The organism is Actinomadura barringtoniae (assembly GCF_017573505.1).
Lineage (GTDB): Bacteria > Actinomycetota > Actinomycetes > Streptosporangiales > Streptosporangiaceae > Spirillospora > Spirillospora barringtoniae.
Genome location: NZ_JAGEOJ010000008.1, coordinates 454945 through 468820 on the forward strand (window position 1 = coordinate 454945; position 13876 = coordinate 468820).

The 13876-nt window shown below is 72.0% G+C and carries 14 protein-coding genes; 4 read left to right on the forward strand and 10 right to left on the reverse strand.

The window, feature by feature from the left end:
* Positions 1 to 2: 2 nt before the first annotated feature.
* The 10 genes from J4573_RS21920 to J4573_RS21965 all read right to left on the reverse strand — a co-directional run bounded on the left by J4573_RS21920 (position 3) and on the right by J4573_RS21965 (position 7454).
* The gene (locus J4573_RS21920; protein ID WP_208257639.1) at positions 3 to 491 is read right to left on the reverse strand and encodes a vitamin K epoxide reductase family protein; all 489 of its coding nucleotides are present in this window, start codon (positions 489 to 491) and stop codon (positions 3 to 5) included.
* 231 nt (positions 492 to 722) lie between these two features.
* Positions 723 to 1535, reverse strand: coding sequence for a tryptophan synthase subunit alpha (trpA, locus tag J4573_RS21925; RefSeq protein WP_208257640.1), 813 nt, complete (start codon positions 1533 to 1535; stop codon positions 723 to 725).
* Positions 1532 to 2767, reverse strand: coding sequence for a tryptophan synthase subunit beta (gene trpB, locus J4573_RS21930; protein ID WP_208257641.1), 1236 nt, complete (start codon positions 2765 to 2767; stop codon positions 1532 to 1534). Before trpB ends, trpA begins: the two co-directional genes overlap by 4 nt.
* 125 nt (positions 2768 to 2892) lie before the next feature.
* On the reverse strand, positions 2893 to 3699 hold the full coding sequence (gene trpC, locus J4573_RS21935; protein ID WP_208257642.1) for an indole-3-glycerol phosphate synthase TrpC: 807 nt from the start codon (positions 3697 to 3699) through the stop codon (positions 2893 to 2895).
* Positions 3700 to 3802: 103 nt separating this feature from the next.
* A complete protein-coding gene (locus J4573_RS21940) occupies positions 3803 to 4255 on the reverse strand; it encodes a DUF2752 domain-containing protein (RefSeq protein ID WP_307796773.1) in 453 nt (150 codons plus the stop codon).
* Positions 4256 to 4446: 191 nt separating this feature from the next.
* Complete coding sequence (locus J4573_RS21945) at positions 4447 to 5112, reverse strand: response regulator transcription factor (RefSeq protein ID WP_307796774.1); 666 nt, start codon at positions 5110 to 5112, stop codon at positions 4447 to 4449.
* A complete protein-coding gene (locus J4573_RS21950) occupies positions 5109 to 5852 on the reverse strand; it encodes a Trp biosynthesis-associated membrane protein (protein ID WP_208257643.1) in 744 nt (247 codons plus the stop codon). Before J4573_RS21950 ends, J4573_RS21945 begins: the two co-directional genes overlap by 4 nt.
* Positions 5849 to 6226: a phosphoribosyl-AMP cyclohydrolase gene (hisI, locus tag J4573_RS21955; protein ID WP_208257644.1), complete on the reverse strand. Its 378-nt coding sequence runs from the start codon at positions 6224 to 6226 to the stop codon at positions 5849 to 5851. The genes J4573_RS21950 and hisI overlap by 4 nt, the downstream gene beginning before the upstream one ends.
* A gap of 116 nt (positions 6227 to 6342) precedes the next feature.
* Positions 6343 to 6549 carry a cold-shock protein gene (locus J4573_RS21960; protein WP_018657218.1) on the reverse strand — a complete coding sequence of 69 codons (207 nt, stop codon included), beginning with the start codon at positions 6547 to 6549 and terminating at the stop codon, positions 6343 to 6345.
* A gap of 251 nt (positions 6550 to 6800) precedes the next feature.
* On the reverse strand, positions 6801 to 7454 hold the full coding sequence (locus tag J4573_RS21965) for a TIGR03085 family metal-binding protein (RefSeq protein ID WP_208257645.1): 654 nt from the start codon (positions 7452 to 7454) through the stop codon (positions 6801 to 6803).
* A gap of 138 nt (positions 7455 to 7592) precedes the next feature.
* Between J4573_RS21965 and J4573_RS21970 the strand changes: the two genes are divergently transcribed.
* From J4573_RS21970 to J4573_RS21985, 4 genes are all read left to right on the forward strand, one after another.
* A complete protein-coding gene (locus J4573_RS21970) occupies positions 7593 to 9503 on the forward strand; it encodes an ABC transporter ATP-binding protein (protein WP_208257646.1) in 1911 nt (636 codons plus the stop codon).
* Positions 9500 to 11278, forward strand: coding sequence for an ABC transporter ATP-binding protein (locus tag J4573_RS21975; RefSeq protein WP_208257647.1), 1779 nt, complete (start codon positions 9500 to 9502; stop codon positions 11276 to 11278). Before J4573_RS21970 ends, J4573_RS21975 begins: the two co-directional genes overlap by 4 nt.
* A gap of 293 nt (positions 11279 to 11571) precedes the next feature.
* A complete protein-coding gene (locus tag J4573_RS21980) occupies positions 11572 to 12822 on the forward strand; it encodes a hypothetical protein (RefSeq protein WP_307796775.1) in 1251 nt (416 codons plus the stop codon).
* A gap of 72 nt (positions 12823 to 12894) precedes the next feature.
* Positions 12895 to 13308 (forward strand): hypothetical protein, encoded by a 414-nt coding sequence (locus J4573_RS21985; protein WP_208257648.1) that lies wholly within the window; start codon positions 12895 to 12897, stop codon positions 13306 to 13308.
* The last annotated feature ends 568 nt before the right edge of the window (positions 13309 to 13876 follow it).

Genomic DNA, 13876 nt, shown 5'->3' on the forward strand with positions numbered 1-13876 from the left:
CCCTAGTCGACCTGGCCGATGCGCCGGAACTCGTCGGCCAGAACGAGGATGAAGAGCAGGATAGTGATCGTGTGGACCCCGGTGCACCACAGGCAGATCTTGTGCAGCAGAGCCAGCTCGACGGTCACCAGGTAGACGACCATGATCACGCCGACGCCCGCGCCGGCCAGCCGCCCCCAGCGGAAGACCGGGTTCTCCGAGCGCAGTGCCCACGGGGTGATCAGCACCGCGAACGCCACGAAGAAGGCCAGGCCGAGCAGCGGCAGCGGGATGCCGAGGATCTCGGAGTACTTGCTCGTGGTGACCGCGTGACAGTCGATCTTGCCGCTCGCCGAGCAGACCAGGGCCTTGTCGTCGTAGTGGCTGATCGTCAGGTAGATCGAGATACCGAGCCCGGCCAGCGTGAGCAGCCAGGCGGGGACCACGAACCACAGCGGCCGGGCCGGCGCCTTGGCCGCGCCGCCGTCCTGCTTCTCGACCTGCTGAACCATCAGGATCCTTCCAACCCGCCCGTGCCGGATGCCGCTCTGGCCCGTGGGCGACGCCCACGGGCCGGCGGGACCACCTTAGGGGACGGCGTATAAGCGCGCTGTAGGGCTAAGGGAAAGCGGCGGCGCCGCAAGGCACCGCCGCTCCCCCATCAGCTCCGTGTCAGGCGCCTCCGCATGAGTCCCCCGTGTCAACGGGCCTCCGCGGGCGCGACCCGTGCGGGCCGCGCCGTGTCAGCGGCCCCGGCGGACGCCCTCGGCGAGCTCGGCGGTGAGCTCGCGGATGCCGGCGAGACCGGCGGCGGCGTCCGGGGCGTCCAGGATCCGGCGGATGAACGCCGAGCCGACGATCACACCGTCGGCGAACCCGGCCACCTCGGCGGCCTGGACGCCGTTGCCGACGCCGAGCCCCAGCCCGACCGGCAGGTCGAGCCCCTGCGCGGCGATGCTCTCCTTGGTCCGTTCGACCAGCCGCGGCGCCCCGGTGTCGACCGCGCTGCGGGCGCCGGTGACGCCCATCAGCGACGCGGCGTAGACGAACCCGCGCGACGCCTGGGTGATCTTGGCGATGCGCTCGTCGGTGGAGCTCAGCGCGACCAGGAAGACCTTGTCGAGGTCGTGGGCGTCGGCGGCGGCCAGCCAGTCCTCGCCCTCCTCCGGGCTGAGGTCGGGCGTGATCAGGCCGGCGCCGCCCGCCGCCTTCAGGTCGCGGGCGAACGCGTCCACGCCGTAGTGGTCGACCGGGTTCCAGTAGGTCATGACCAGGGTGGGCACGCCGGTGGCGGCCACGGCCTCGACCGTACGGAACACGTCGGCGACCCGGACGCCGCCGACCAGCGCCTGGTGAACGGCGTCCTGGATGGTCGGGCCGTCCATCATCGGGTCGGTGTAGGGCAGGCCGATCTCGATGACGTCGCAGCCGGCCTCCACCATGGCCTTGGCGGCCTCGATGGCGCCCTCGTACGAGGGGAATCCGGCGGGCAGGTAGCCGACCAGGGCGGCGCGCCCGTCGGCCTTGGCCTTGTCGTAGGCGGTCTTGACGGTCACTGGGCCTCTCCCTCGGGCATCAGGCCGAAGAAGGTGGCCGCCGTCTGCATGTCCTTGTCACCGCGTCCGGACAGGCACACCACGATGGTGGCGTCCGGGCCTAGCTCCCTGCCGACCTTGAGCGCGCCCGCGAGCGCGTGCGCCGACTCGATGGCCGGGATGATCCCCTCCGTACGGCACAGGAGCGCGAACGCGTCCATCGCCTCGGCGTCGGTGATCTCCCGGTACTCGGCCCGGCCGGTGTCGTGCAGCCAGGAGTGCTCGGGGCCGACGCCCGGGTAGTCGAGCCCGGCGGAGATCGAGTGGGTCTCCATCGTCTGCCCGTCGTCGTCCTGGAGCAGGTAGGTGCGCATGCCGTGGATGACGCCGAGCGAGCCGCCGACCAGGGTCGCTGCGTGCTTGCCGCTCGCCACCCCGTCGCCGCCCGCCTCGAAGCCGTACAGCTTCACGCCCTCGTCGGGGACGAACGCGTGGAAGGTGCCGATCGCGTTCGACCCGCCGCCGACGCACGCGACGACCGCGTCGGGCAGCCCGCCGAACAGGTCGAGGCACTGCTGCCGCGCCTCCACGCCGATGATCCGCTGGAAGTCGCGGACCATCATCGGGAACGGGTGCGGGCCCATGACCGAGCCGATGCAGTAGTGGGTGTGGTCGACGGAGGCGACCCAGTCGCGGAACGCCTCGTTGCAGGCGTCCTTGAGCGTGCGGCTGCCGGTCTTCACCGGGATCACCTCGGCGCCGAGCATCCGCATCCGGGCGACGTTCAGCGCCTGGCGCTCAGTGTCGACCTCGCCCATGTAAACGGTGCAGTCCAGCCCGAGCAGGGCGGCGGCCGTGGCGGTCGCGACGCCGTGCTGGCCGGCGCCGGTCTCGGCGATCACGCGCTTCTTGCCCATCCGGCGGGTGAGCAGCGCCTGGCCCAGCACGTTGTTGATCTTGTGCGAGCCGGTGTGGTTGAGGTCCTCGCGCTTGAGGAGGACCCGGGCCCCGCCGGCCTCGGCGCCGAAGCGCTTGGCCTCGGTGAGCAGGCTGGGGCGGCCGGCGTAGTTGGTGAGGAGATCGTCGAGTTCGGCCACGAACTCGGGGTCCTTCTTGGCCGCCTCGAACTCGCGGTCCAGCTCGTCGAGGGCCGCCATGAGGGCCTCGGGGGCGAAGCGCCCGCCGAACCTTCCGAAGTGGCCGCCGGAATCGGGCACGGCGGCAGAAGCGCCGCGCGCGGCGTCGATGGTCATCTGAGTCTCGTCCTGTCGTACTTGAGAGGGCCTACCGATTAATGAGAGTCGGCTAGGCCTGCCATCGTTCGCGCAGCGGCTCCATCAGCATGGCCGTAATCTACCCGGTCCCCGGGACCCCGGCCTCAGCCGCCCTGCCGCAGCGCGGGGTGCGCCCCGGCGGCGACCAGGTCGGCGACGGCGGTACGGGGGTCCTTGCCGGTCACCAGGCTCTCCCCGACCAGCACCGCGTCGGCGCCGTTGGAGGCGTAGGCGAGCAGGTCGTGCGGGCCGCGCACGCCGGACTCGGCGATCTTCACGACGTTCTTCGGCACCTGCGGCGCGAGCCGGGCGAACACGTCCCGGTCCACCTTGAGGGTCTTCAGGTCGCGGGCGTTGATCCCGATGACCTTGGCGCCCGCGTCGACGGCGCGCGCCACCTCCTCCTCGGTGTGCACCTCGACCAGCGGGAGCAGCCCGATCGACTCGGCCCGCTCGACCAGCGACACCAGGGCGTCCTGCTCCAGCGCCGCGACGATCAGCAGCGCCACGTCGGCGCCGTAGGCCCGCGCCTCCCACAGCTGGTAGGAGGTGACGATGAAGTCCTTGCGCAGGATGGAGATGTCGACGTTCGCGCGGACGGCGGCCAGGTCCTCCAGGCTGCCGCCGAAGCGGCGCCGTTCGGTCAGCACGCTGATCACCTTCGCGCCGCCGGCCTCGTAGTCGCGCGCCAGCGAAGCCGGGTCGGCGATCGCGGCCAGCGCGCCCTTGGACGGGCTGCTGCGCTTGACCTCGGCGATGACCGACACCCCCTGGCCGCGCAGGGCGCCGAGCGCGTCGCGCGGAGCGGGCGCCTGCTCGGCCTTGGCCTTGAGGTCGTCGAGCGACACCTTTTGCTGCCGTTCGGCGAGATCGGCCCGGACGCCGTCGATGATCTCGTCGAGAACAGTCACGTGCTGGGCCCCCTATTTTCCGGCCGATCCGTGCACCGATCGTAGCCGGAGGCAGCGGCGCCCCTGACACCCGGCCCCGGTCTCAGGTCACCCCGAAACGCCCTTACGGGGCGAGGGCGTGCGCAAACGGCAGATTGCGGAGGATCCAGTACGCGACGATGACGCCGAGGAACACATGGGCCACCCATGGCCGGAAGAGGACCGAGCTCATCGCTTCACCGCGCGAGGACAGCACGACCCACCGGCCGTACAGGTAGGCGAAGACCGGCAGCAGCAGGAACAGCAGCGGGTTCAGCCCGAACGCCGCGCCCAGGTGCCCGTGCGTCAGCGAGTTGACCATGCGCATGGCGCCGCAGCCCGGGCAGTAGAAGCCGGTCAGGGCCAGGAAGGGGCAGGTCGGGTAGTGGCCCGGCTGGTGCGGATCGACGACGCTCACCATGGCGACCCCGGCCGCGGTCACCGCCAGCACCACCCCGGGCCCGAGCATGCCGCGCGCGCGGCTCTGGGCCTGCCGGGGCGCCGGTCCGGTCGCGGTCTGAACGGGAGCACGGGTCACAGCGTCAAGCCTAGGGCCTGATCCAACGTGGGGCCTCAGCCACGCACCGCGAGCGCGCTACCTGACCTGCGGGCCCGAAGCCGGAGGCGAGGGCCCGCAGGCCAGATCGCGAAGCGATGTCGCACTCGCCGCTTTTGCGGTTCGGGGTCCGAGCCGCAAGGCGAGGACCCCGAGGCCGCGAATGCCTTAAATTACGCGTCCAGGACGTAGCCCACGCCACGTACGGTCCGGATCGGGCTGCCGGCGCCCAGCTTGGCGCGCAGTTGGGCGATGTGGACGTCCACGGTGCGGCTGCCCGCGCCCGCGCCGGGTGCCCAGGCGGCCTCCAGGAGCTGCTCGCGGGTGAAGACCCTGCCCGGGTTGCGCATCAGGAACTCCAGCAGGTCGAACTCGGTGACGGTCAGCGCGACCTGGTGCTCGCCGACCGCCGCGCCGCGCCCGTCCGGGTCCAGTGTCACGGCGCCGACGTTCAGCAGGCCCGACGCGGGGACGGGCTCGCCCTGGCGCAGCGCCTCGGCGACGACGCCGACGAGCAGGCGCGGGCCGAACGGTCGGGTCACCCTGTGCTCCCCCAGGCCCGGCATCAGCACGGCGTCCCCGGGCGGGGTGACGGCGATGACCGGTGCGGGCCGCGCCGCGTCCACCACCCGCCGGTAGAGATCGATGGGCAGGGCGGCCGTGGAGAGATCGAGAACGACCACATCCGGCCGCGTCTCGGCGGCCATGGTCGCCGCGGCGCCCGGATCGGTCTCCACGACCACGTCGTAGCCCTCGCGCACCAGGTAGCGGCGCTGCATCTCGGCGACGGCGGTCTCGTGTTCGACCACCAGGACGAGCCCGCCGCCCTCGGCGCTCACGGCCGCGGTTCCCGAGCGTCCTCCGCCTGAACGGCCGGCCGGTCTTCGCCCGGTCCGGTCCGGTCCGCGCCGGTCCGGTCCACGCCCTGACCAGCAGACTCCACGCCCTGACCAGCCGGGGGTGTGCCCTGATCGGACCGGGCCTTGCCCTGGTCAGTCAGGGGCTGGCCTTGGTCGGTGGGGTCCTCGCCCTGGTCTAGCGACTTCCACAGCTTGGAGGGGTCGTCGCCCGGGCCGACTGCCTTCTTGGCGGGGCGGCGTTCGTACCGTGCCGACATCCCGGGCCAGCGCGCGCCGCGGAGCACGACGATCACACCGGCCGCGGCCATCAGCACGCCCCCGGCCAGCGACACCGCCCACCAGGGACCCGTGGCCACCTCCGGACGCGCCGCGATCCGCAGCAGGGCGCTCTTGTCGCCGGCCACGGTGACGATGTGGGAATGGCGTACGGCGACGACGGACGCGTAGCCGATGCCGGCGCCGAACAGGGCGATCAGCACCCCGACCGCCGCGCGCAGCCGCCCGCTGGTGGCGAACAGCGCGGCGAGACCGGCCAGGCCCGCCCACGCGAGCGCGCTCGGCGTCCCGCCGAGCGCGTGGCCGGTCAGGTCCTGGCTGAACGGGGTGATCGACTCCTTGGCCTTGACCGTCGCCCAGGGACGCGCGGCGGCCAGCAGGGTCAGCCCCGCCCCCGCCGCGCACAGCAGGGCGGCGAGCCCGCGTTCACGCCCGGTGGTCATTCCGTGGGTCGTTCCCCGACGACGGCCTGAAGAACATCCTCGTCGAAGCAGGTCCGGTCGCCGGTGTGGCAGGCCGCGCCGACCTGGTCGACCTTCATCAGGACGACGTCCTTGTCGCAGTCGAGGGCGACTGACTTGATCCACTGCTGGTGGCCGGAGGTCTCGCCCTTCACCCAGTACTCCTGGCGGCTGCGGGACCAGTAGGTGGCCCGGCCGGTGGTGAGGGTGCGGTGCAGCGCCTCGTCGTCCATCCAGCCCAGCATGAGCACCTCTCCAGTGTCGTACTGCTGGGCGATGGCGGCGATGAGACCGTCCTCGGTGCGCTTGAGGCGGTCAGCGATCTTGGGGTCCAGATTGGACGGGCGAGCTGACATGGGTTCCATTCTGCCGCCTCATGCGCGCGGACCCGCAACCGGATAAGGAGCCTGACCGAAAAACAACAGGACCCGCACCCCGAGGGGTGCGGGTCCTGTTGTAGGACTATCGGGTGTTACAGGGGGACGACCTGGTCGGCCTGCGGTCCCCGGTTACCCTGCGTCACCTCGAACTGGACGCGCTGGTTCTCGTCGAGGGTGCGGTACCCGGAACTCTGGATCGCCGAGTAGTGCACGAAAACGTCCGGTCCACCGCCGTCAACGGCAATGAAGCCGAAGCCCTTCTCAGCGTTGAACCACTTCACGGTGCCCTGCTGGGGCATGTCTTTCTCCTTGCGGCAAAACGTGGGCCCACACCTCGCGGACCCAGCGCGGTCACGGCGGAACGCCCTCGCCCCCGGCAGGTCCCGGAAAAGCCAAAACGCCCGCTGCCATCAGTCCGCGGGCGTCCATACAAACGATCGAGAACCACGACTGCAACCGACGGCCCCACCGTATCACCGGTTCCGCGCAAAGAGCAGGAGTGGGAACCCCCGCGATTCACCTCTCGGCGAACTACGTCGTTACCGCCCCGTTAAAGGCTCCAACCCGTCTCGGTCAGGGTCTTGACAGCCTCCGGCGGGCCGGTGAGACGAACGCGCGCGAGGGGTGTACGGCCGAGCGTCCAAAGGAGGAGTTCGGCGACCGGCCCGTGCACGCGAACCGCGCCAGGACGGCGCTTCCCGCCCCTCGCCACCAGCCTGCTGCGGCCGTCGGGCCGGACGAGCGTGACTTCCACCGGTGAATTGCGCATGACAAATCGAGCAATTTTCATCTTTCGCCACAACACTTCCTCGGTGGCGGACTCCAGTGACCTGGGCTCCCACTCCGGTCGCGCCCTGCGCACGTCCTCGTGGTGGACAAAGAACTCCACCAAGTTGAAGATTCCATCACCCCCCGGAAGCGCATATGGCGAGAAGCGCGGGGGCCCCTCACGAAGGCGCTCGACCAGGCGTTCGAAGGACTCCGTTCGGGCCGTCTTGCGGCGCACGCGCTCGGTGTAGGAGCCGAGCGGCGAGAGAACGAGTCCGGGCCAGGTGTCGGCGCGCGTCTCCCTGACCACGAGGTGGGCGGCCAGGTCCGCGGTGGTCCAGCCCGTACACCCGGTCGGGGCGTCCGGCCCGGCCTCGGTGAGGGCGTCACAGAGCGCGGCGCGTTCCGAGCGTGCGACCTGCTGAGCGAGATTCACGCGGTGATCGTAAGCCGCGCCCCCCGGCCCGGGAATAAGCGGTCCCCGCGGATGGTAGGCATAGCAGGCCCATAAACCCCCACAACCCGGGTCGAAGGGGTGTCGCCCCGCCCCTCCGACCGGGACCTAGGAGACGCCGTGCCAGCAGCACCGCCACCGCGAGTCAGCCGACATGTACTCCGCGAAGGCTTGGGTGTGCTCTGGGTCGCGGTCCGGGCCGAGCCCCGGGTCTTCACGGTCGCCGTGCTGGCCAGCGGGCTGTACGCGGCGATGACGGTGGCGACGGCCCAGGTGCTCGGCTGGGTGACCGAGGACACCGTGCTCCCCGCGTTCCGGTCCGGCCACACCACGACGGGCGCGCTGACCGGAGCGGCCGCGGCGATCATCGGCGTGGCGGCGCTGAAGGCGCTCGGGGTCGCCGGGCGCCGCTTCTACGCGGGGCTGATGCAGTACCGGATGCAGGCCCGCTACCGCCGCGCGGTCACCCGGCAGTACCTGCGGCTCCCGCTCGCCTGGCACCACCGGCACCCGACCGGACAGCTGCTGTCCAACGCCAACGCCGACGTGGAGGCCGCCTGGGCGCCCCTGGCCCCCATGCCGATGGCCGTCGGCGTCGTGCTGATGCTGCTGATCGCCGCGGTCTCGATCCTGGTCACCGACCTGACGGTGGCGATCGTCGGCTTCCTGATCTTCCCGGCGGTGGCGCTGCTGAACGTGCTGTACCAGCGCCGGCTCGCCCCCGTCGCGACCCGGGCCCAGCAGCTGCGCGCCGAGGTCAGCGAGGTGGCGCACGAGAGCTTCGAGGGCGGCCTGGTGGTCAAGACCCTGGGCCGCGAGCAGGCCGAGACCGAGCGCTTCGCCGAGCAGGCCGAGGCGCTGCGGGACGCCAACGTCGCGGTGGGCCGGGTGCGCGGCCTGTTCGACCCGATCCTGGAGGCCCTGCCCAACCTGGGCGTGCTGGCCGTGCTGATGGTCGGCTCGCTGCGGCTGCGGGCGGGCGCGATGAACGCCGGCGACCTGGTGCACGTGGCCTACCTCTTCACGCTGCTCGCGTTCCCGATCCGGGCGCTCGGCTGGGTGCTCGCCGAGATCCCGCGCAGCGTCGTCGGCTGGGACCGCGTGCAGGGCGTGCTCACCGCCACCGGTTCCCTCCCGTACGGCGAGAACGCGCTGGGCGAGGACAAGGCGGCGGCGCTGGAGGTGCGCGACGTCCGCTTCGGCTACGAGAGCGATGACGACGAGGGCGGCTCCCCCAGGCACGTTCTGCACGACGTGGCGTTCACCGCCTCACCCGGCCGCACACTTGCGGTCGTCGGGCCGACCGGCTCGGGCAAGTCCACGCTGACCTCGCTGCTCGTACGGCTGGTCGACCCCGCCGAGGGGCTCGTGCTCCTGGACGGCGTGGACGTCCGGGACGTGCGCAAGGGCGGCATCGCCGAGACGGCCGCGCTCGTTCCGCAGCAGACCTTCCTGTTCGACGACACCGTCCGCGGCAACGTCACGCTGGGCCTGGACCTGCCGGACGACCGCGTCTGGGAGGCGCTGCGGATGGCGCAGGCCGACGGGTTCGTGGCCGCGCTGTCGGACGGCCTGGACACCAAGGTCGGCGAACGCGGCGCGACCCTGTCGGGCGGCCAGCGGCAGCGGCTCGCGCTGGCCAGGGCGCTGGTGCGCCGGCCACGCCTGCTGGTGCTGGACGACGCGACCTCCAGCGTCGACCCGCAGGTCGAGGCCCGCATCCTGCACGGGCTGCGGGAGGCGCAGGCCGCCGAGGACGGCACCGGGGCGACCGTGGTCGTCGTCGCGTACCGCAAGGCGACGATCGCGCTGGCCGACGAGGTCGTCTACATCGAGCACGGACGCGTCCTGGACCGCGGCACCCACGCCGAGCTTTTGGAGCGGTCCGAGGGCTACCGCAACCTGGTCAACGCCTACGAGCGCGCCGAGGCGGAGCAGGAGGCCGAGCAGGAGGCCGAGCAGGAGGCCGAGCGGCAGGCCGTCGACGGCACCGAGGCCGAGGGAACCGAGAACGAGGAGGCCGTGGCGTGACGAGCCTGAGCGATGTCGCCGCGCAAGAGGGCGCGCTGAGCACGCTGCGTCGCGGCCTGCGCCTCAGCCCGCAGTTCCGCGCCGGGCTGACCGGGACGCTGCTGCTCGCCCTCGTGGCGACCGCGGGCCGCGTCGTGGTGCCGGTCGCGGTGCAGCAGACGATCGACAAGGGGATCGGCGACGGCTCCCCCGACATCGGCTTCATTCGCACCGCCGTGCTGCTGTGCGCGGTGGCGGTGCTGATCACGGCGGTCAGCGCGTACGCGATGAACGTGCGCCTCTACAAGTCCAGCGAGAGCGGCCTCGCCGCGCTGCGGATCAAGGCGTTCCGGCACGTGCACGACCTGTCGATGCTCACCCAGAGCGGCGAGCGGCGCGGTGCCCTGGTGTCGCGGGTGACCGGCGACGTGGACCAGATCAGCCAGTTCATGCAGTTCGGCGGGCTGATGTTCATCGTCTCGATCGGGCAGCTGATCGTGGCGAGCATTCTGATGCTGGTCTACTCCTGGCAGCTCGCGCTGCTGGTGTGGGCGGCGTTCCTGCCGCTGGCGTTCGCGCTGCGCCGCTTCCAGCGGCTGGTCTCGGGCGCCTACACCAGGGTGCGCGAGCGTACCGGCGACCTGCTGGCCGCGGTCAGCGAGTCGGTCGTCGGCGCCTCGGTGATCCGCGCGTACGCCTCGGAGGACCGCACCGCCGAGAAGGTCGACACCAGCGTGGACGCCACCCGTACGGCACAGACGCGGGCGCAGGCGCTCGTCGCGCTCACGTTCCCCACCAGCGAGCTCGTCGCGGCGGCCGCGACCGCCGCCGTCGTGGTCGCCGGGGTGCTGCTCGGCGTGGACGACCAGCTCTCGGCGGGCGAGCTGGTGGCGTTCCTGTTCCTGGTGACGCTGTTCGTCGCGCCGATGCAGACCGCGACCGAGGTGCTGAACGACGCGCAGAACGCGATCGCGGGCTGGCGCCGGGTGCTCGGCGTGCTGGACACCGTTCCGGACGTCGCCGACCCGGGCGAGGACGGCGAGGTGCTGCCGCGCGGGCCGATCGAGGTGCGCTTCGAGCACGTCGAGTTCGCCTACCCCGAGAGCCCGCCCGTGCTGCACGACGTCAACGCGGCGATCGCGCCGCGCAGCCGGGTCGCGATCGTCGGCGAGACCGGATCGGGCAAGACGACGTTCGCCAAGCTGCTGACCCGCCTCATGGACCCGTCGTCGGGCCGGGTGCTGGTGGACGGCGTGCCGCTGGACCGGGTGCGGTTCTCGTCGCTGCGCGAACGGATCGTCATGGTCCCGCAGGACGGGTTCCTGTTCGACGCGACGCTCGCCGACAACATCCGCTACGGCAAGCCCGACGCGACCGACGAGGACCTCGTGCTCGCGCTGACCGAGCTGGGCCTGGCGGACTGGCTGGACGGGCTCCCCCGCAAGCTGAACACGCCCGTCGGGCAGCGCGGCGAGTCGCTGTCGGCGGGTGAACGGCAGCTCGTCGCGCTCGCCCGCGCCTACATCGCCGACCCCGACCTGCTGGTGCTGGACGAGGCCACCTCGGCCGTCGACCCGGCCACGGAGGTACGGATCCAGCGGGCGCTCGACGGGGTCACGCGCGGCCGTACGGCCATCTCGATCGCGCACCGGCTCTCCACCGCGGAGGCCGCCGACGAGGTGTTCGTCTTCGACCAGGGACGCATCGTCCAGCGCGGACCGCACGCCGAACTGGTCGCCGAGCCGGGCGTCTACGCCGACCTCCACGAGAGCTGGGTCGCACAGCGCACCCTGTAGCGGGGCGACGGCGGCCCTGGAGCGCATGGTGGAGGCGTGCCGCGGCAACGACCCCGGTACGGGCGCGTCGCTGGAGTAGATCGTCCTCGATTCGGGCAGTCCGGAAACCGCCGAGTACCGGAGGGGCCCGCCGGCCTCCCGGCTGCCCCTCCGGTCCGTGCTGACCTGTTCGTTGGCAGCGCGAAGGTCATCCACGCGGGTACCGGCGTCACGGGCCTGGCCTGGCACCGGCGGGACATCGATTCGGGGTAAAGCACTTGCCCGATATCGCCTCCCGTGCGCATTCTGCTGTGGTGAACAACGAGGTCGTCTTGGAATCGGCGGGCACGCTGCACGGTCAACTGCAGCGCGGCCTGGGCAGGGCCGCGCGTCGAGCGGCCGACAAGCCGGGCGCTGGCGAGTACGTCTTCGACTGCGTACGGCGCGATCCACGTTGGGATCATCAATGCGAGGCCAGAGGGCTCTACTACGCCCGGCTGGTGGTGGATCTGGAGCTGCCGACCGGGCCGATCGCCGAACACATGTTCGACTCGGCGGACCATGCCGACCCCGACGACTGGCGGGTGCAGCTCGCCCTCGACGTCCTGGCCGACCTCGTGCGCCTGAGCCGCCGTGAGGCCGCCACGCCGCTCCGCGAGTACGCGGAGGACGGCGCGCACTGGTTCGACGCCCTGGACGCCCTCGTGGCGCTGCGGGACCCCGCGCTGACCGAGGGCATGGACGGCCTCGTCGACGCCCGCTACGACGACGACGCCCTCGACTCGCTGGTCCGGGGTCCCGACAACCCGGTGATCGAGAGCTGGGCCGCCCGGCGGCCGCGGATCAGGGCGGCGCTCGCCCGCCGCCCCGAGGCGGGACGACCTCGCCGCCCGGTGACCACCAAGCCCGGCCGTTCTGAACGGACCGAAACCGAACTCCTCGAGATCGCCCGCCGCCGCGACGACGAGGCCGTGGCCGCGATCTTCGAGCTCGGCCGCAGGCGCGCCTCCGTCCTCCTCGACCTGGCCGAAGAACTTCTCCCGCAACGTCCCAGCCGCTGGGGCGGCGCCGTCTGCCGCGCCCTCCGCGACTACGGGCCCGAGGCCCTACCCAGGGCCCGATCCTGGGCCACCTCCCACAACGGCTGCGAAGACATGGCGTTGCGCATCCTCGCCCGCTACGGCACCCGCCAGGACATCCCCCTGCTCATGAGCGAGCTGCGCGACGCGCTCCACAGACGGGACTGGGCCGACGCCGCCGACCCCATCGAGGGCCTCGGCAGACTCCGAGCCGGCGAAGCCGTCCCACTCCTCAAGACCGCCTGGACCGAATCGACCTACGCCTACCTCAGGCCGCGCGTACTGACCGCCCTCACCAGGACCGCCCCGCACACGGCCGAGTCCTACACCGTCGAGGGCCTGTGGGACTGCGAAGAGGGCGTGCGCGGCATCGCCGCCCAGACCGCTCCCCTCACCAGCGAGACGCGCGTACGGCTCCAGCGCCTGCACCACGACACCGCCGAGGAGGCGGACGTGCGAGCGGCCGCCGCGGCCCGCCTGATCTGACGGTGAACCCCTAGCGCCCCAGGCGCGTACCACCACCCGTCGAACGGCATTTCTTCACCGAAGGACGGGACCATGGGTTCGCCGCATCTTCTCAAGGCCGCGCTGTTGTCCGGAGCCACCCTGGCGCTCGCGGCCGGATGCTCGAGTGGCTCGAACATGGCCGGGATGCACGGCGCGCAGGGCGACGCCCCGGACGCCAAGCCCGCGACGATCGAGCAGATAGCCGAGCAGACCGGCTGCACGCTCGCGGGCACCCGTGCCGCCGCGGAACTGAAACAGGGCGCCTGCCAGACCGCCAAGGGCCGCTACACGGTCGTGGGCTTCAAGACCGACCAGGGCCAGAACGCCTGGCTGGAGGAGGCCAAGCCCTGGGGCGGCACGTACCTGGTCGGCACGCGCTGGGTCATCGTCAGCACCCCGCCCACCCTGGAGACGCTGCGCAAGGAACTAGGCGGCCACATCCTCAACGGCGCCCACCACGGCTGACACCCAGTGCCAGCCCGCCCCACCCCGAGCTGACACCCACAGCCAACTTGCCCTACCCCAGCTGACACCCACAGCCGACTGACCCCATCCCGGCTGAAGCACGGCAGCCGACCTGCCCCCGGGCCGACGCGCACAGCCAGCTGACCCCACCACGGACGACGCGCCCTGTCGGCCTGCCCCACCACGACTGATGCGCAGCCTGCCTCACCACGGCTGACGCTCACAGCCCGCTTGCCCCACCCCGGCCGACGCGCACAGCCGACTTGCCCCACCCCCGGCCGACGCGCAGAGCCGGCCTGCCTCACCACGACCGACGCCCACAGCCGGCCTGCCCTCACCCCGGCTGAGGCGCACGACCAGCTGACCCCACCCCGGGCCGACGCCCACAGCCAGCTGACCCCACCCCGGCCGACGCCCACAGCCGGCTTCCCCCACCCCGGCCGACGCGCAGAGCCAGCCTGCCTCACCACGACCGACGCCCACAGCCGGCCTGACCCCACCCCGGCTGACGCGCACGACCAGCTGACCCCACCCCGGCCGACGCGCACAGCCCGCTTGCCCCACCCCG